Origin of the sequence: Propionimicrobium sp. PCR01-08-3 (genome assembly GCF_030286045.1) — a bacterium.
Lineage (GTDB): Bacteria > Actinomycetota > Actinomycetes > Propionibacteriales > Propionibacteriaceae > Brooklawnia.
Window position 1 is genome coordinate 1,505,514 of sequence record NZ_CP127390.1, and the last position, 17,316, is coordinate 1,522,829.

The 17,316-nt window shown below is 62.6% G+C and carries 15 protein-coding genes; 12 read left to right on the plus strand and 3 right to left on the minus strand.

Annotated elements, in window-relative coordinates; translation table 11 throughout:
• Positions 1 to 21: 21 nt before the first annotated feature.
• From QQ658_RS06855 to QQ658_RS06870, 4 genes are all read left to right on the plus strand, one after another.
• Positions 22 to 1,563: a DNA polymerase Y family protein gene (locus tag QQ658_RS06855; protein ID WP_286026902.1), complete on the plus strand. Its 1,542-nt coding sequence runs from the start codon at positions 22 to 24 to the stop codon at positions 1,561 to 1,563.
• Positions 1,563 to 5,096 (plus strand): error-prone DNA polymerase, encoded by a 3,534-nt coding sequence (locus QQ658_RS06860; RefSeq protein WP_286027055.1) that lies wholly within the window; start codon positions 1,563 to 1,565, stop codon positions 5,094 to 5,096. The genes QQ658_RS06855 and QQ658_RS06860 overlap by 1 nt, the downstream gene beginning before the upstream one ends.
• A gap of 73 nt (positions 5,097 to 5,169) precedes the next feature.
• Complete coding sequence (locus QQ658_RS06865) at positions 5,170 to 5,445, plus strand: helix-turn-helix transcriptional regulator (protein ID WP_286026903.1); 276 nt, start codon at positions 5,170 to 5,172, stop codon at positions 5,443 to 5,445.
• Positions 5,438 to 6,649 carry a HipA domain-containing protein gene (locus QQ658_RS06870; RefSeq protein WP_286026904.1) on the plus strand — a complete coding sequence of 404 codons (1,212 nt, stop codon included), beginning with the start codon at positions 5,438 to 5,440 and terminating at the stop codon, positions 6,647 to 6,649. The genes QQ658_RS06865 and QQ658_RS06870 overlap by 8 nt, the downstream gene beginning before the upstream one ends.
• 42 nt (positions 6,650 to 6,691) lie before the next feature.
• On the opposite strand, the gene QQ658_RS06875 is transcribed toward QQ658_RS06870, so the two are convergent.
• Positions 6,692 to 8,479: an ABC-F family ATP-binding cassette domain-containing protein gene (locus QQ658_RS06875; protein WP_286026905.1), complete on the minus strand. Its 1,788-nt coding sequence runs from the start codon at positions 8,477 to 8,479 to the stop codon at positions 6,692 to 6,694.
• 178 nt (positions 8,480 to 8,657) lie between these two features.
• Here QQ658_RS06875 and QQ658_RS06880 point away from each other — a divergent pair, with 178 nt between their 5' ends.
• The 7 genes from QQ658_RS06880 to QQ658_RS06910 all read left to right on the plus strand — a co-directional run bounded on the left by QQ658_RS06880 (position 8,658) and on the right by QQ658_RS06910 (position 14,406).
• Positions 8,658 to 9,341, plus strand: coding sequence for a nucleotidyl transferase AbiEii/AbiGii toxin family protein (locus QQ658_RS06880; protein WP_286026906.1), 684 nt, complete (start codon positions 8,658 to 8,660; stop codon positions 9,339 to 9,341).
• Positions 9,342 to 9,350: 9 nt separating this feature from the next.
• On the plus strand, positions 9,351 to 9,791 hold the full coding sequence (locus QQ658_RS06885) for a DUF6841 family protein (protein ID WP_286026907.1): 441 nt from the start codon (positions 9,351 to 9,353) through the stop codon (positions 9,789 to 9,791).
• Positions 9,792 to 10,018: 227 nt separating this feature from the next.
• Positions 10,019 to 10,774 (plus strand): siderophore-interacting protein, encoded by a 756-nt coding sequence (locus tag QQ658_RS06890; protein ID WP_286026908.1) that lies wholly within the window; start codon positions 10,019 to 10,021, stop codon positions 10,772 to 10,774.
• Between the two features lie 116 nt (positions 10,775 to 10,890).
• A complete protein-coding gene (locus QQ658_RS06895; RefSeq protein WP_286026909.1) occupies positions 10,891 to 11,613 on the plus strand; it encodes a glutamine amidotransferase in 723 nt (240 codons plus the stop codon).
• Between the two features lie 65 nt (positions 11,614 to 11,678).
• Complete coding sequence (locus QQ658_RS06900) at positions 11,679 to 11,885, plus strand: type II toxin-antitoxin system VapB family antitoxin (protein ID WP_286026910.1); 207 nt, start codon at positions 11,679 to 11,681, stop codon at positions 11,883 to 11,885.
• Positions 11,882 to 12,298 (plus strand): PIN domain-containing protein, encoded by a 417-nt coding sequence (locus tag QQ658_RS06905; RefSeq protein ID WP_286026911.1) that lies wholly within the window; start codon positions 11,882 to 11,884, stop codon positions 12,296 to 12,298. The genes QQ658_RS06900 and QQ658_RS06905 overlap by 4 nt, the downstream gene beginning before the upstream one ends.
• A 134-nt stretch (positions 12,299 to 12,432) precedes the next feature.
• Complete coding sequence (locus QQ658_RS06910) at positions 12,433 to 14,406, plus strand: YjhG/YagF family D-xylonate dehydratase (RefSeq protein ID WP_286026912.1); 1,974 nt, start codon at positions 12,433 to 12,435, stop codon at positions 14,404 to 14,406.
• Positions 14,407 to 14,564: 158 nt separating this feature from the next.
• Here the strand turns inward: QQ658_RS06910 and QQ658_RS06915 are convergent, their stop codons facing one another.
• A complete protein-coding gene (locus QQ658_RS06915) occupies positions 14,565 to 14,939 on the minus strand; it encodes a type II toxin-antitoxin system antitoxin (protein ID WP_286026913.1) in 375 nt (124 codons plus the stop codon).
• A gap of 15 nt (positions 14,940 to 14,954) precedes the next feature.
• Positions 14,955 to 15,932: an SPFH domain-containing protein gene (locus tag QQ658_RS06920; protein WP_286026914.1), complete on the minus strand. Its 978-nt coding sequence runs from the start codon at positions 15,930 to 15,932 to the stop codon at positions 14,955 to 14,957.
• Between the two features lie 285 nt (positions 15,933 to 16,217).
• Here QQ658_RS06920 and QQ658_RS06925 point away from each other — a divergent pair, with 285 nt between their 5' ends.
• Entirely contained in the window at positions 16,218 to 17,267 is a 1,050-nt protein-coding gene (locus QQ658_RS06925; protein WP_286026915.1) for a magnesium transporter CorA family protein, read from the plus strand.
• Positions 17,268 to 17,316: the final 49 nt, after the last annotated feature.

The following is a 17,316-nucleotide window of genomic DNA, read 5'->3' on the forward strand; positions in this document are numbered from 1 at the left end:
GTTCATGAAAGCGGTGGGCCAATGAATACCGCATCTACCCCGACCAGATGCCTGGTCGCCTTGTTTCCTGATTGGCCGGTTACCGCTTGGTGGCTATCTGACCAGCGTCCGCACACCGGCGCGGTGGCGATCGTCGAAGCCAATCGGGTGATCTCCTGTTCACCGGACGCACGCGCCGAAGGCGTGCAAACCGGCCATCGCCTGCGCGAGGCACAATCCCGGTGTTCGAAACTGCAGATCGTGCCCGCCGACCCGGTGCGCGACGAATTGATGTTCACTCCGCTGGTGGTTCAGATCGAGCAGGTGACGCCGAAGGTGCAGATCGTGCGCCCGGGGTTGGCCGCCATGCGCGCCAGGGGACCGGCCCGTTACTACGGCGGTGAAGACCAGGCAGCCTGCACGGTATTGGAACAGACCCACCAGCTGGGTATCGCGGGCGGCAAGGCGGCAGTGGCCGATGGCTTGTTCACCGCCGAGCAGGCAGCACAATTCGCCGATCCGATAGCGGTGATACCTCCCGGCAGATCGGGTGAGTTCTTGGCACCTTTGCCGGTCGACCGGTTGGACGATGCCGAGCTGAGTGAACTGCTGCCCAGGCTCGGCATCCACAAACTCGGCGACTTCGCGGGCTTGACGACCACCGATGTGCGCGCCCGGTTCGGCGAGCATGGCGTCCGGTTGCATGAGCTGGCCCGCGGAAACGACCTGCGCGAGATCGTTCCCCGCGTTCAGCCTCGTGATTTCGCCCGGCAGATCGATTTCGATCCGCCGCTGGCGCTGGCCGAGCAGGTCGCCTTCAGTATGCAGACGACCGCCGATGATTTCATCGCCTCGCTGGCCGCCCAGCAGTTGGTATGTACCGAGCTTCGGGTGATCTTGCAGGCCGAGCAAGGCGAGTACTCCGAACGGGTCTGGGCCCACCCTGGTTGCTTCGATGCGCCGGGGGTGGTCGACCGGGTGCGCTGGCAACTGCAGGCAGCCGCAGGAGATGTGATCGGCAGCGGATTGGTACGGGTGCGTCTCGAACCGGTGGCGACCGATGCCATCGCCCATCACGCGCCCGGGCTGTTCGGTTCGGGCTCCGACGAGCGGGTTCATCATGTGCTCTCCAGGGTGCAGGCGATGCTCGGCCATGAATCGGTGGTGACACCAGCGATAGGCGGTGGCCGCGAATTGGCCGAGCGTCAGCTCTTGGTGCCATGGGGCGATCGGGTCGTCTCACCCAGGCCGGCCGATCGTCCATGGCCAGGGCACCTGCCCGATCCGCTACCGGCCACGGTTTTTCCCGGGCTTCGCCGGGTGGAAGTGACCGATGCCGATGGGGCCAGAGTTCGGGTGAATGACCGGCTGCTGTTGACCAGCGTCCCGGTACAGCTATCGGTGGGCGCCGTGACATTGCAGTTGGCGAGTTGGGCGGGCCCCTGGCCGGTCGACGAACGCGGCTGGGATGGTGAGCACGCCAAGCAAAATTGCCGCTTTCAGGTTGCGGACGCCACGGGCGGCGCCTGGCTGCTGGTGCTCGACGCCCAAGGTGCGTGGTGGGCGGAAGGCAGGTACGACTGATGGGCTACCACAATCCGCCGATCACCTGGCGCCAACTCGAGGGGACGCTGACCGGGCGCAAGAAACCCGACGAATCGGATGCGCCGTTCTCCTGGAAACGTGGTCCCTATCAGGCACCGCCGATCGTGCGTCCCGAAGATGGCGTGCCCTATGCCGAACTGCATGCTCATTCGTCCTTCTCGTTCTTGGACGGCGCATCCGGGCCCGCCGAACTGGTCGAGGAGGCCGAACGGTTGGGGCTGTACGGGATGGCGTTGACCGATCATGACGGGCTGTATGGCATCGTCCGGTTTGCGGAAGCCGCCGAGCAGACCAGCGTGAAGACCATCTTCGGGGCAGAACTTTCACTGGAGCTACCTGCACCGCAGAAGGGGGTTGCCGATCCGGTCGGCAGTCATCTGCTGGTGCTGGCTCGCGGCGAGGAGGGGTACCACCGGTTGGCCGGTGCGCTCACTGCTGCCCAGCTGGCCGGGAAGGAGAAGGGGCGCCCGGTCTATGACCTGGATGATCTGGCCGATCGTGCCAATGGCGAGTGGGTGATTCTGACTGGCTGCCGCAAGGGCACGGTCCGGCAGGCGCTGGTGGCAGGTGGGCCCACCGAGGCCTCACGGGCAATGGCCGACCTGGTCGATCGTTTCGGACGCGAACAGGTTTACGTCGAGTTGACCGACCACGGCAATCCGATGGACTCCACGCACAACGATGTGCTCGCCGAGCTGGCCGGTGAGCAGACGCTGCCGGTGGTGGCGACCGGTAACGTGCACTATGCGAACCCCGGCAAGCATCAGCTGGCTCAGGCGGTGGCCGCGGTCAGGGCGAACCGCAGCATGGATGAACTCGATGGTTGGCTGCCCGCTGCAGGCACGGCGTTTGTGCGCTCGGGGGCAGAGATGCAGCAGCTTTTCGCGCGTTACCCGGATGCTGTTGAACGCACCGTCGAGTTGGCCGATGAGCTTGCTTTTCCGTTGCGCCGGGCCAAACCCGCCCTGCCGAAACAAGAAGTGCCGCCCGGTCACACGCCGATGTCGTGGCTGCGTGAGCTGGTGTGGCAGGCGGTGCCGCGCAAGTATCCCGATCTGGACGATGCCGGACGCACCCGCATCGCCCATGAGCTGGAGGTGATCGAGACCAAGGATTTTCCCGGCTACTTCTTGATCGTGCATGACATCGTGGCCGAGGCCAGACGCCGGGGCATCTTGTGCCAGGGCCGGGGTTCGGCGGCCAATTCGGCGATCTGTTATCTGCTCGACATCACCGCTGTCGATGCGATCTTCTTCAACCTGCCGTTCGAGAGGTTCTTGTCGTCGCTGCGTGAAGAAGAACCAGACATCGATGTCGATTTTGATTCCGATCGCCGCGAGGAGATCATTCAATGGGTCTTCGAAAAATATGGACGCGAACGTGCCGCCCAGGTCTGCAATGTCATTCAGTACCGCCCGAAGAACGCGGTACGCGATATCGCGAAATCGCTCGGATATTCCTCGGGCCAGCAGGACGCATTCTCGCGTGATCTCGAACGCCATGACATATCTCTTGGTAGCGGTCCGGGTGACGATATTCCATCCCAGGTCGCCAGCCTTGCGAACCAGCTGCTGAAGGCACCCAGGCATTTGGGTATTCATTCCGGCGGCATGGTGCTGACCGAGCGTCCGGTGGGGGAAGTGGTGCCGATCGAGCATGCCCGGATGCCGGGCCGCACGGTGATCCAGTGGGACAAGGACGATGCCGCCTGGATGGGGTTGGTGAAGTTCGACCTGCTGGGGTTGGGCATGCTGGCTGCGCTGCAGCATTGCTTCGATCTGATCCAGAGCTCGACCGGTGAGGTGTGGGAGTTGGCCACCTTGCCGAAGGAGGAAAAGAGCGTCTACGACATGTTGTGCCGAGCCGATTCGATCGGTGTTTTTCAGGTCGAATCTCGTGCTCAGATGGGGTTGTTGCCGAGGCTTCAGCCGCGCCGATTCTATGATCTGGCGATTCAGATCGCACTGATCAGGCCCGGGCCCATTCAAGGTGGGGCGGTGCATCCGTTCGTGCGCCGCAAGCTCGGGCGCGATCCGGTGAGCTACCTGCACCCCAAACTGGAGCCGGTTTTGGCCCGCACCTTGGGGGTGCCGGTCTTTCAGGAGCAGCTGATGCAGATGGCCATGGCGGTGGGGGACTGCTCCGGTGAGGACGCCGACCTGCTGCGCCGGGCCATGGGTTCGAAACGCGGCCTGGAGCGCATCGAATCGGTGCGGGAGCGGCTCTATGCCGGCATGAAACGCAATGGTCTGGACGATGACTCGGCCGATATTATTTATAACCAGATTCAGGCCTTCGCCAATTTCGGGTTCGCCGAATCACATTCGCTGAGTTTCGCATTATTGGTTTACGCCAGTTCGTGGCTCAAGCTGCATTATCCGGCGGCTTTTCTTGCCGGGTTACTCAGGGCCCAGCCGATGGGCTTTTATTCTTCGGAGACATTGACGGCCGATGCCCGCAGGCATGGGGTCGAGGTGAGGCGGCCCGATTTACTGCTCTCCGGGGTGGACGCCGGACTCGAGCTCGGAACAAATGAAATACCCTCGGCCGTACCGGCCACAGATCGTGAACACGCACCCGAACGGCTACCGGCGAAAGCTGCAGCAATCTCCGATCCAGATCACGCTCATTCCGGTAATGAAACGAGCCTCTCCTGCACACCCTCGCCCCTGAATAATGCGCGGTCTCAATGTAGGCAGGCCGGGCCCACCGGAATGGCGTCGTGTCTGGAGCGCTACCAGCCGCCAGTAGGGGAGTTCGACCCGAATGAGCCCGACGAGGGGGCCGCGCATCGCCGCGATGGTCACTTCGTGGTGCGGTTGGGATTAACGAATGTGCATGGCATCGGACGTGATCTGGCCACACGCATCGTCACCGAGCGCGAACAGGCGGGGAAGTACCGCTCGATGGAGGACCTCGTCCGCAGGACCGGGGTGACCGAGGCGCAGCTAACGGCGCTGGCAACGGCAGGAGCCTTCGACCCGCTGGGATTGACCAGGCGACAGGCCTTGTGGCGCGCCGGCACCGCAGCCCTTGACCGGGCCGATACCTTGCCGGGCACGATCAATCCGCTGCAGCCGCCGCTGTTCGAAGACCAGACCGGCTTGGAGCGCCTGTCCGATGATCTGTCTTCGACCGGGGTATCCGTTGATGACCACGCGATCGCCCATATCCGCAATCAGTTGGCGAAGCGCGGGGTTCTGACCTCTGCCGAGCTGCGCACCTTTGAATCCGGACGCCGGGTCCAGGCGGCAGGGTTGGTGACGCATCGGCAGCGCCCCTCGACCGCGTCCGGGATCACCTTCATGAACCTGGAGGACGAATTCGGCCTGATCAATGTGATCTGCTCTCGGGGGCTGTGGCAACGTTACCGGCGTATCGCCCGATCGTCGGCGGCACTGATCGTCCGGGGCAAGCTGGAACGCTCTCCGGAAGGAATCGTCAACCTGCTGGCCGACCGTCTTGAGCCGGTGACCATAGACGTCACCCATCGCTCGCGCGATTTTCAATGACGCTGCTCCCACCGAACCGGCCTGCGGCCTCCACTCTGTTCCCGAACGCGCACATGCCGCATACGATTGAGGTATGGAGACGCAACCGTTTATCGACACTGTGGACCGGCTTGCCGATGTGGTTCGGGAGGCACGCACCCGGCAGGGCTGGACCCAGGCGGAGCTTGCCCAAGAAGCCGGCGTCGGCCGACGGTTCGTCGTCGACTTGGAGAAGGGGCACGCCCGAGCGGAGTTGGAGAAAACACTGGATGTTCTAAGAGTGTTGGGATTGCGTCCCCGTGCTATCCCCGCCTACCAACCATGGGCCTACGGCACCGATGGCAGATTGAAGGAGGATACCCATGGCTGACGCGTTGGAGACGTTTTGGGACGGGCTGCATATCGGGGTCTTCACCCGCGAGGCCGGCCGAGTCAGGTTCGTCTACGACGACGATGCACCCGAATATCCGGTATCGCTTTCGTTGCCCAGGCTTGGCGGGTGGACCAGGCGTGCTCCAGAAGTATTCCTGGACAATTTGCTGCCCAACAACCCCCGTGTGAGGCAACTCTGGTCCGACTCACTGCAAACCCCCAACACCCCGTTCGACCTGCTGGGGCAAGTGGGCGAAGATGTGGCTGGTGCACTGTCTTTCCTGCCCGAGGGCCAAACCTTGGAACGTGTGAGCACACCAGTGGAAGTGGCCTCCGATGATGAAATCGCAGCTCGGATTGCCGCCATCCAACGGAATCCAGATATGTGGCTGAACCGGGAACAGCTGGGCAAGGCACGCATGTCTTTGGCCGGGGCGCAGGGAAAATTCTCGCTGTCCCGGATCGGAGAAACGTGGGTGTGGCCGACGATCTCCCGGCCCTCCACCCATATTTTGAAGCCGAAACTTTCCTGGCTGGACGAGACCATTTCTCTTGAACATGGCGGACAGTTACTGGCATCAAGGATTGGATTGCCGGCAGCGAAGTCCAGCGTATTAGAGTTCCGCAGCCAACAGGCATATGTCACCGAGAGGTTTGATCGGGCCGAGATCGATGGGGCTTTGCACCGGGTCCATATGGAGGACGTTGCACAAGCCCTCGGGATTTCGGCGGACAGGAAATATGAGATCCGCGCTGACCAGGCGATCCGATTGCTGTGGGATCGGGTTTCTACAGATTCGGCATACGATTTCGTCCGGCTGTTGGCCTACAACACCGCCATCGGGAACGCAGATGCGCACGGGAAGAACTACTCGATCTTTTTGGGTCAGTCGATGTCACTCGCGCCTTTGTACGACGCTGTTCCCACGACCGTGTGGCCGGAGTTGACGGACAAGCGGTTGGCGATGCCCATCACGGGAGCGACGATCGCACAAGCCGTGCAGGAGTCGCACTGGGCGAAGCTGGCCCGCCGGACGGGGCTCGATGAGGACCGGATTCTCGTGATCGTCCGGGAAGTCGCTACCGGGGTGCGGGAGCAGGCCCACGATGCATTCCAGGATGCAGGGGTATCTGCTGGCATGCTCGAAAGATTGGATGTTCTGTTCAAGAAAACGACAGCCAAGTTTGGGAAGCCCATATAGTCGCGTCGCTCCTGGTCTGCCGACCTTTCCGGAGCCCTGAGGTCATTCGATACCTGATAAAGAAAGACGCAGACCAGTCCAATTGCGGCGCAGCCATCTGTCGTGGGACGCGACCACGACCGCGCCCGGGTAGCCGGGGATCGCCGCTTCGAGTTCGGTGACCAGCAGCAACGAGAGATGGTTGGTCGGTTCGTCCAGGAGTAGGACGTCGGGCGGATCGGCCAGCACCACTGCCAGTGCCAGCCGGCGCTGTTGCCCGACACTCAACGCGGCCAGAGGCCGGTTCTCGTCACGTCCGGAAACCAACCCGAACTTCGACAGCTGCGCGCGCTCAGCGATTTCCTCACCGACCAGATCCTGGTAGGTCTGCCGCACTGTGCGCTGGTCGCCACGCCCGACCGGATCGGGTAGGTCCACGTCTTGGCTGAGCATCCCGATCCGCAATCCGGCAGGAGCATTCACCGAACCGCCCGTGGGCTGGAGCATGCCCGCGAGCACCTTCAGCAGCGTTGATTTTCCCGACCCATTCGGGCCGGTCACCAACCATTTCTCTGCCGCGCTCACGGTCAGCGACGTGGACGCGAGGCGCCCGGCGACCGCGACATCGGAGGCGGCCAGCACCGGACCACTGAATTCGCGGCGGGAGCTCTCGCTCCGGGCGCCGGGAACCGACGAGCCGGCGTGGGGTGCCGCTCCTTGAGACCGGCCCACGGTCAATCCACCGAATTGAAGGTCGGCCGGTGGTCTGCGGATCTGACGCTGTTCCAGATCGTCCAGCCTCGACCTGGCATCGTTCACCCGCCTGGAGACCACCGTTGCATTGCGGTCCGAATAGAACTTGGCCGCGCCCCGTACCTCGGTGCGCGGCTTCCAGTTCTCGTGGCCGACCTGGTGATTGTCGCGTACCTGGGCCCGCAGCCTTTTCAGCTCGGCCTGTTCGTCGCGGTACTGCAGCTCCCAGCGCCGTCTGGCGAGGCGCCGCGCCTCCAGATATTCGGAATAGCTGCCAGTGAATCTGGTCACGCCGATGCCCGAGCCCGGGCCGTCGCCGGTCAGCGAGCCGGTCACCGAATGGGGGACCGGAGCGGGATCGAGATCGATCAGGGTGGTGACGGCTTCGTCCAAGAACGCGCGATCATGGCTGGCCAGCAACACCGGACCGCGCCAAGCAAGCAGCACACCCCGCAGGTAGGCGGTCGCCCGGTCGTCCAGATGGTTCGTCGGCTCATCGAGCAGCAAGACATCGGGGGCGCTCAGCAACAGCCACGCCAGCGAGAGGCGAGCGCGCTGGCCACCGGAGATCTCACCGGTGGGGCGGTCGGTAGACAGATCGTCCAGGCCGAGTCCGGCCAGCATGGACGCGATGCGGGCGTCGGTCTCCCAGGCGCTCAGCCGCTCGGCATCGTCCAAAGCCTGCGCATAGCCGGACGCCGCATTCTCGTCGTCCGGATCTTCGGCCATGAGTGCCGCAAAGCGATCCATGTCCTGCAGAACCTGGCGGGCCGGCGCAACCGCTGACTCGAGCGCCTCGGCGATCGTGTCGTTGGTGCGAAAGGGCGCCTCTTGATGCAACAGACCGATAGTGGGGGAGATGCCGCCGGGTCCGGTAGCGGTGACCGATCCGGAGTCCGGTGCCAGCAAGCCGGCGATGATCCGCAGCAGGGTGGACTTGCCCGATCCGTTCTCGCCGATGATGCCCACGCGCTCACCCGCGGAAGCCACGAACGAAATGTCGGTCAGCACCCGGCGATCGGGAAAAGAAAGCGAAACGCCGTCGATACGTAGCTGGGTGCCGGAAGCCGCGCCGTCGAAGTGGGGAAGTGAGTTCATGTCATGTCCTTGAAGATGAGTTGAGACCTGCCGGGCATTCGCGCCGCGGACGCAGGATGGCAAGAACTCACAAGAACATGCAGCCAGGCTAACAAGCGAACCAAGTGGCGTCCAAACTCACTCCAGAGTTTGAATCACCTTCCCGTAACATGGTGGGGCAAGGGGAAAGGAGACCGCTATGAGTGACACGACCATCCAGCGCGGCTGGCGCTACGAAGATCACATTCCGTATGCGACACCGGATTCACTGGACGATCTGCGTGGCCCCTTGTCGGGCCTGGTCGAAGTCGGCGGCCATATCGACACGAGCATGCGCCCGATCTACGATCTGGCTGATCCTGAGCATCGCTTCGTTCTCTATGCCCGTGTTGTGCGTTCTGGCACCTCCGCCGATCAAGTCTCATTGTTGGATCGAGATACCCTCATCGGGCTTTGGCCATCCCTCAACCTGCCACACCGTTGTCGACAAAATATGGCAAGGCAAATTCCCAGAGCTCGCTCATTCATCTGTCAAGAGCGCGTAATGCGTGATTTTCACCGGCGCCTTGCGGAGATCGCCCTTCGTGCAGCAGAATCCTACGGCTTCGTGCTGGCAGGTGGATACGCGATCTCGTCCAATGGCATGGGTGACCGGCCGTCGGCCGATGTCGATCTCTTTACGAACCAGTTCCAGCCGGATAAGTTCTCTGAAGCACTTGACGCCGTCCGACGTGCATTTCGCGACAATCAGCTTGAGATCAATGACAACTTCATCGGCCCCTTGTTCGCCGATATGAAGATCACCGATCCCCGGACAGGTGAAAGTAGAAGCCGTTCGCACCCGACCATCCGCGTCCGCACACCAAGGCGGTTCAGCCACTAGCGTTGATACATGACTTTCGAGAACGCCGAGATTTACGGCTACCTGAGTGAATATGCCGCTGCGATGGCTTCGTTCGATGCGGAACGTGTTGCTGCATTGTGGGGAAATCCAGCAACCGTGCTGACCGACGATGACGTCATTGTTGCTCAGACCCACGCGGAGACGGTGTCCGCAATGGACGATTCCTATCCGAAGCTCAAGAAACTCGGACTTGCCTCAGTCGGTCACGAACTCATCGAGGTCAGCGAACTCAGCGAAAAGCTTGTTCGCGTGCGAGTGCGCTGGATCTTCCACGACAAGGATGGTGCCGTCCTCACCGCGATCTCTTATATCTTCGTGCTGCGCCGTGACGACGATGGCCAGCTGCGCGCCTACATCGCGATTCCGATGGAAGAGAACGAAAAGCTCGCCAGGGTCGCGCAACGGCGTGGGGTTGACCTCGACAACTGAACGGCCGTTGATGCCCTCGCGCGTCCGCTTACACCAGGTGTGAAAGATCAGGTCCGCCGATACTCAGCGATCGTTGGCTGAGGCACTGATGAACTGCGCCAGGCCTTGCGCCGAGTGACTCAAAGTTTTTCGATCGTCGGACTGTGATAGCGGAAGCGCCTATCCTCGCGAATCATACTTAGTGTACCCTAACCAATGTTTGGCGACCTGGTCTAGGAGGAATAGCGATGGGCAAGCGCGGGGTTTCGGGCGCGATCATGCGCGGGTTGGGCGCGAAGGATCACGCCGTGACCATCGTCGGCAAAACCACGCTCGCGCCTGACCTCGTCCAAGTTCGAATGACCTCACCGACGCTGCTGGCGCATCTGGACGCCGGACCCACCGCGTGGGTGCGCTTTTGGTTTCCGGGCACGGAATCCGCAGCACGTGAATACCAGCGCGGCTACACGATCCTCAACGCCGATACGGCAAGCGGCGAATTCAACGTGAACTTTGTCTTACATGAGCCTGCGGGCCCGGCTTCTGCTTGGGCGGCGAAGGCCAAGACCGGAGACACCGTGCAAGCGATGATCTACGGATCGGCGCGATTTGAGATGTCTGGCACCCTTGCGGCTGGTTATCTGATCATTGGCGATTCGGCCTCCATGCCCGCCATCGGAGCCATTTTCGAAGCACTTCCCGACGGGGCCACCATCGAGTGCTACCTCGAAGAACATAGCTCTGCCGATCACCAGATTCCGTTGCCCGATCATCCCGGCGCGACTATTCATTGGGTGCCGAGGCAGAGCAAGGAATCATTGGCCCGCACGATTGTGGCACGTGATTACAGCGGCTGGTATGCCTGGATCGCCCCAGAGGCAGGATCGCTCAAGGCGCTTCGCCCGCGCCTGAAGAACGAGTTCGGCTTCGACAAGACGAACTCGCACGTGCAGGCCTATTGGTCCGAAGGCCGGACGATGGGCTCGGAGCGCGGAACAAGGTAGCGCTAAAGGCCTACTCGGGTACAGATTGCCCCCGGCACGCGCCCTGCTCACACCAACGGATTCCAGCATTTCGCTGGACCATCGCACAGCCGGGTTGTTTCACCATCGCCATGGCAGTGCCCGATACTGACGTGGTGACGTTACATGCACTCGCGATTCGGCACCTCGCCTTCGAAGACCTCGGTTTGATCGGCCCGCTCTTGCAGGCGCGCGGATTCCGGGTTGACTACTTGGAGGCAGGCATCGACCCAATCACCACCGAAGCAGTGTTGACACCAGATCTGGTTGTCGTGCTCGGCGGCCCCATCGGTGTCTACGAGACGGACGCCTACCCGTTTCTCACCGCCGAGAAGGACGCGATCGCCGCCAGGCTCGAAGCCCGGCGCCCGACCGTCGGCGTCTGCCTGGGCGCCCAACTGATGGCAGCCGCACTCGGCGCCCCCGTGACATCAACCGGACGCAAAGAGATCGGCTACGCGCCACTACAGCTCACCGCCGCTGGTCTCGATTCCCCACTGGCAGCACTTGCCGGGAGGCCGGTATTGCATTGGCACGGCGACGAATTCGCGATCCCCGAAGGCGCCGTGCGGCTGGCCGAAACTCCAGGTTTCCCGAATCAGGCATTCGCTTTGGACGACTACGCACTCGGACTGCAGTTTCACATCGAAGCCGACTACCGCCGCATTGAGCAGTGGCTGATCGGGCATGCCAACGAGCTCGCGAGTTCGGGCATAGATCCACGCCAGATCCGTGCCGATGCGGCGAACTTTGGTCCTGAACTGGCGCAGGCCGCAACCCAAGTGATCAATACCTGGCTTGGTGAATCCGCACGAGGCTAATACCGCCCTCCACCTGGAAACGGCTCATATAAAAGCCTGTATCATTTTATATAGGAGGAGAAAAGATGACACTCACATCCGTTGACCTTGATCGAGATCTCGTCGATCGCGTGAAGAAGTTGACTGGCGCCCGCACCAACCGAGAAGCGATAACCCGTGCTTTGGAATCCGTGGAGAAGCGAGCACGCCAGCATGCGTCCATCGAGGCCTTGTTGCGGCTCCCAGTCGACGCCGAGCCACCCACGACACTTGACTATCCGCTTGACTCATGAGAGTTCTTCTCGACAATTCCGTGCTTCGACGAAGGAACAATGAAGCAGTCGCTTTGGAGATCCGCACCCTCGACGCTGATGACTCGGTAGAGCTTATGTCCTGCCCGCCGCAGGTGCTGGAGTTCTGCTTCTCAGCACAGCAGGGAGTCCGCTCTTACGACGTCTTCCGCGACGTCATTTCGGGATGGACCCCACTGCTGCACACACCATCGGTCGAGACTGTGCTCGAGCTGCAACGCAAATTGTGGGAGGCCGAAAAATACCGTGCCGCAGGCGCCATGGATACGCTCATCGCAGCATGGGCACTTGTCAATGACACTTCCGTGGTGCATTATGACCGCGACTTTGTGCACCTCGCGTCGGTGATTCCCGAATTTAAACAGGCACCGATCCTGCCTTTCGGGTCCATCTAGGTGTACCGATCAAGGCCGGACGTAACAAGCAGCAACCCGGCAACTTGATCGTGCAAGAGGTGGGTAGGGTTGGGCCTTGTTCGAAATAGCCGCCCGGGTGAGCCGGGCTTACCTTCGTTGCCGAGGGAGATTTCATGGCACTGCGCGACCTGTACACCGCTACCGACGCTGGTATCTACGAGGTGCGGACGCATGCGCCAGGCCCCGCCGGAAGCCTTCCGATAACACCGGAGCAGCTCAGGGGCGCGCCCAGCGGTGATCTGTTCGGCATGACCATGAACGTCGGCATGGGCTGGAACCCAGCAGACGTGAACAAAGATGCCGTGATGATCATCAGCACCGCGGGCGGCGCCACCGATGCCGACGGAAACCCGATCGCCCTGGGCCTGCACACCGGCCACTATCAACTCGCCGAACTGGTCAACGAGGCCGCCCAGGAGGTCGCCGCACAAGGTGCGTTGCCGTATGCCACCTACGTCTCCGACCCCTGCGACGGCAGATCCCAGGGCACCGCCGGCATGTTCGATTCGCTGCCGTACCGCAATGACGCCGCCATCGTGATGCGCCGGCTGATCCGCTCGTTGCCCACCCGCCGCGCGGTGATGGGCATCGCGTCGTGCGACAAGGGCCTGCCCGCCATGATGATCGCGCTCGCGTCCATGCATAAAGACCCAACCATCCTGATTCCTGGCGGCACCACGCTGCGCGCATCCGATGGCGAGGACAACGGTGCGGTGCAGACCATCGGCGTGCGCTACGCATCCGGTGAGATGACCTTCCACGATGCAGCCGATGCCGGCTGCCGGGCATGCGCGTCTCCCGGTGGCGGCTGCCAATTCCTCGGCACCGCCGGCACCAGCCAGGTGATCGGCGAGGCGCTCGGTCTGGCCCTGACGCACTCGGCACTGGCACCCTCGGGCGAACCGATCTGGCATGACCTGGCCCGGGCGTCCGCCGATGCCCTGCTCGATCTCAAGCATCGCAAGATCTTTACCCGCGACATCCTTACCGACCACGCCATCGAGAACGCAATGGTGCTGCATGCGGCCTTCGGCGGCTCCACCAATCTGCTGCTGCATCTGCCGGCGATCGCCTTCGCCGCCGGATTGAATGTGCCTACCGTGTACGACTGGGCGCGCATCAACGCCGACGTGCCGCGGCTGGTGAGCGTGCTGCCGGTCGGCCCGGTCGACTATCCGACTCCTGTCGTTTATCTGGCTGGCGGGGTGCCCGAGGCCATGCTGTATCTGCGCAAGCTGGGGCTGCTGCACACCGACGTGCTCACGGTCACCGGTGAGACCTTGGACGAGAACCTCGACTGGTGGGCCTCATCCGAGCGTCGCCAGGTGCTGCGGCGGAGGCTGCGCGAGGTCGACGGAGTCGATCCCGATGACGTCATCTTGTCGCCGGAGGGCGCCAAGGCGAAGGGCATGGCGTCCACCATCACCTTCCCGCTCGGCAATATCGCCCCCGAGGGCTCGGTGGTGAAGTCGGCGGCCATCGATCCGAGCGTGATCGACCCCGACGGCGTGTTCCGCCACACCGGTCCGGCGAAGGTCTTCACCAGCGAGAAGGCGGCCATCGCCGCCATCAAGCAGCAGAAAATCGGCGCGGGCGACATCATGATCGTGCTCGGCGCCGGGCCGCTCGGCACCGGCATGGAGGAGACTTACCAACTCACCTCGGCACTGAAGAAGGTGCCCTACGGTAAGCATGTGTCCCTGATCACGGACGCCCGGTTCTCCGGCGTGTCGACCGGTGCCTGTTTCGGGCATGTCGGGCCCGAGGCCCTGGCCGGCGGTCCGATCGGCAAACTGCGCGACGGCGACATCGTCCAGATCATCGTCGACACCGGCAAGCTCACCGGCTCACTCGATTTCGTCGGTACCCCGGACGCGCGGCTGTCGCCCGAGCAGGGGGCCGAGGTCTTGGCGGCCAGGGACATCTATCCGGGGCTTGCACCCGATCGCGACCTGCCCGACGACACCCGGTTGTGGGCGGCGCTGCAGGATGTCTCCGGCGGCACCTGGGGCGGCTGCGTCTATGATGTCGATCGCATCATCGAGGTGCTCGACGCCGGTAAGAAGGCGCTTGCGGCAGGGGAGTGACACCCTGTCATTAACGTGACCCGCAACATCAGATATGGAAACTCTCGCGCGCGGATTCGTATTCTGTGCGCCGCTATCTCAAGACGGGCAGGCTGGCGTGGCCGGCAGGTGGACCGACTGGCGTCAGAGTAGTTATGCCAGGCGGGTGACGTCACCGCTCAACTGCTCCGCGGACGCCCGGGTTTGCGCATCGGGCCCGCTTTCACTGCGCGTCCGGATCGCTTCAGATCATCACGCAGCAGCTTCTCGATCAGCGAGTTGACGCTGCGCAGATCGTCGGCGGCCCATTTGGCCAGCGCGTCATAGACGACCGGGTCGAGGCGCAGCAGCACCGACTTGCGTGATGGCTTCGCCGATCTCTTTCCGCCCGGAGAACTGCCCGCAGGCTGCCCGGCGGGTGCCGATGGCATGGTCACCTCCGACCGAACACGATCCGGATCAGCCTTGGAAGCAGATTCATCGCGAGCTTCGGAAGCCGAATCGGTGGCCTGAGACTCATCACCTCGGGCCACCTCTTCGTCGCTGCTTGTCATGGCAAGAATCCTTGGTTACCCGTAGAGCGTTCCCGTGTTGATCACCGGGGTCGATCGGGAATCGCCGCAGAGCACCACGAGCAGGTTGGAGACCATGGCCGCCTTACGCTCGTCGTCCAAGGACACGACCTCGTCGCTCTCCAACCGGTCCAATGCCTGCTCGACCATGCCGACCGCGCCCTCCACGATCTTGCTGCGGGCGGCGAGCACCGCCGACGCCTGCTGGCGCTGCAGCATCGCCTGGGCGATCTCTTGCGCGTACGCGAGCGACGAGATGCGCGTCTCGACGACCTCGAGGCCCGCTATCGAAATGCGGGCGGCCACCTCATCGGCGAGTTCGCCCGACACCAAATCGGTCGAACCACGCAAGCTCTCTTCGCCCGGTTCGGCGAAGTCATACGGGTGTGAGGTCGCCACATGCCGCAGGGCAGATTCGGCCTGCACCGCGACGAAATCCTCATATGCCTCGACGGCGAATACCGACTTCGCGGTATCGGCAACCTGCCAGACCACGATGGCCGCGATGTTGATCGGATTCCCATCGGCGTCGTTGACCTTCAACTCGTTGGTCTCGAAGTTGCGGACCTTGACCGAGACCTTCTTCTTGTTCGACAGCGGAACAGTCAGCAGCAGGCCCTGCTTGCGGATCGTGCCGATGTAGCGTCCGAAGAATTGCACGACCTTGGTGTCGCCGGGCGCGACGACCGTCAGCGAGGTGAAGGCCAGGCAAGCCACCACATATCCGAGGATGGATCCGCCGATCACCAGCGCATTAATCTGTCGGCCCGCATCGTAGTCGACCCCGGTGTCAATGATTCCCCAGGTCGAGGCGGCCAAGACCACAATGGCCAACAGCAATGCCAGCGCGCCCGATATCGTCCAAGCGGGACGCTCGGCTATCGTCACCCGAGTGCCCTCATGGCCCACCGGCTTGCCCGCGGCCAATCCGCCAACCGATGCCTCATCGGGTATTTCGGGCATCTCATTCGACATGATGTCCTCCTCAATATTTAGATATCAAAGTGATATCATATTTTTGGGTCGCCCCGCGGCGTCGGTCGGCTTTTACGCGATATTTCTTCGCGACGCGATACGTATCCGTGGCGGTGTCCGCGTTCGTAGAGGATTGGTTTTCGGGTCATCGGCCGCCGGCGCATCTGTTTTGTGTCTGACGTATTTCTTGCGCCGACCCGCATTCCGTACGCAACGGGAGACGGCAGGACACGAATTCGTGGAGGGACGACCCACTATTTCCCCGCCCGGTGAACAATGGGGCAGGTGACTACCGACTGCGTGATTCACTCGATCGTCTGGCGAAACGACCAGGTGAGTGAAACCGACATCGAGTTCGCGTCCATCTCCGATCGGCTCGCCGACCCCGAGCAGGTGCTGTGGGTGGGGCTACAGAACCCGAGCACGGACGACCTGGCCGGCCTGGGCGACGAATTGGGCATCAACGCCGCCGCCATTGAGGACGCTCTCAACCACGTCGAGCGCTCGAAGGCGATCCGCTACCCGAAGTATTCGTTCATCACCGTCTATGCGGCAAAGTGGTCGGGCACCAGCACCGCGATGATGCCTGCCGATTCACCACTCGCCGCAGGTGAAGCACCTACGGCGCTGCCCGGCGACCTCACCCTCACCAAGCTCTCGGCGTTCGTCTTTCCGCGCGGGATGGTGTGTGTCTGGTACGACCCCGACTTCAGCTTCGACGAGATCGTGGAGCGTTGGAACGAGGACGGTTTCATCTCGCAGTACGGTTCGCCGATGCTGGTGCACGGCATGCTCGACTATGTCATCGACGGCTATTTCCAGGTCACCCAGGATCTTGATGACGTGGTCGAGGACCTTGAGGACGAGGTGCTCGAGCAGGTGGCTGGGTCCCGCTCTTTGCAACGGCGCATCTACCGGCTGCGCTCTTGCCTGGTCAGGCTGCGCCGCGCAGTGGTGCCGATGCGCGAGGTGGTGGCGTCCATCATGCGGCACCGCCGCGAAACCGACGCCGACCAGGCGCTCGACCCGTGGTTCGACGATCTCTACGACCATTCGTTGCGCGCCGCCGATTGGGCCGATTCGCTGCGTGATCTGGTGACCACCATCTTCGAGACGAATATGTCGTTGCAGGACACTCAGCTGAACGTCGTGATGCGCCGGCTGGCCGCCTGGGCCGCGATCATCGCGGTGCCCACCGCCATCACCGGCTGGTTCGGCCAGAATCTGCCCTACTTCGGCTACAACGAACCGTACGGCCTGTGGCTGTCGGTCGGCTCCATCGTCGTGCTGTCGGTGGGTCTTTATATCGCCTTCAAGCGCCGCGACTGGTTGTGACAGCCGGGACCTGCGGTAGACGCGGGCACGGCGAGACGACGATCGAGTG

Excerpts from the sequence above, each read along its gene's own strand:
- QQ658_RS06900 (WP_286026910.1), top strand. The coding sequence starts at position 11,679 with ATGACACTCACATCCGTTGACCTTGATCGAGATCTCGTCGATCGCGTG.
- QQ658_RS06885 (WP_286026907.1), top strand. The coding sequence starts at position 9,351 with ATGACTTTCGAGAACGCCGAGATTTACGGCTACCTGAGTGAATATGCC.
- QQ658_RS06860 (WP_286027055.1), top strand. The coding sequence starts at position 1,563 with ATGGGCTACCACAATCCGCCGATCACCTGGCGCCAACTCGAGGGGACG.
- QQ658_RS06910 (WP_286026912.1), top strand. The coding sequence starts at position 12,433 with ATGGCACTGCGCGACCTGTACACCGCTACCGACGCTGGTATCTACGAG.
- QQ658_RS06870 (WP_286026904.1), top strand. The coding sequence starts at position 5,438 with ATGGCTGACGCGTTGGAGACGTTTTGGGACGGGCTGCATATCGGGGTC.
- QQ658_RS06865 (WP_286026903.1), top strand. The coding sequence starts at position 5,170 with ATGGAGACGCAACCGTTTATCGACACTGTGGACCGGCTTGCCGATGTG.
- QQ658_RS06915 (WP_286026913.1), bottom strand. The coding sequence starts at position 14,939 with ATGACAAGCAGCGACGAAGAGGTGGCCCGAGGTGATGAGTCTCAGGCC.
- QQ658_RS06880 (WP_286026906.1), top strand. The coding sequence starts at position 8,658 with ATGAGTGACACGACCATCCAGCGCGGCTGGCGCTACGAAGATCACATT.
- QQ658_RS06905 (WP_286026911.1), top strand. The coding sequence starts at position 11,882 with ATGAGAGTTCTTCTCGACAATTCCGTGCTTCGACGAAGGAACAATGAA.
- QQ658_RS06875 (WP_286026905.1), bottom strand. The coding sequence starts at position 8,479 with ATGAACTCACTTCCCCACTTCGACGGCGCGGCTTCCGGCACCCAGCTA.
- QQ658_RS06920 (WP_286026914.1), bottom strand. The coding sequence starts at position 15,932 with ATGTCGAATGAGATGCCCGAAATACCCGATGAGGCATCGGTTGGCGGA.
- QQ658_RS06855 (WP_286026902.1), top strand. The coding sequence starts at position 22 with ATGAATACCGCATCTACCCCGACCAGATGCCTGGTCGCCTTGTTTCCT.
- QQ658_RS06890 (WP_286026908.1), top strand. The coding sequence starts at position 10,019 with ATGGGCAAGCGCGGGGTTTCGGGCGCGATCATGCGCGGGTTGGGCGCG.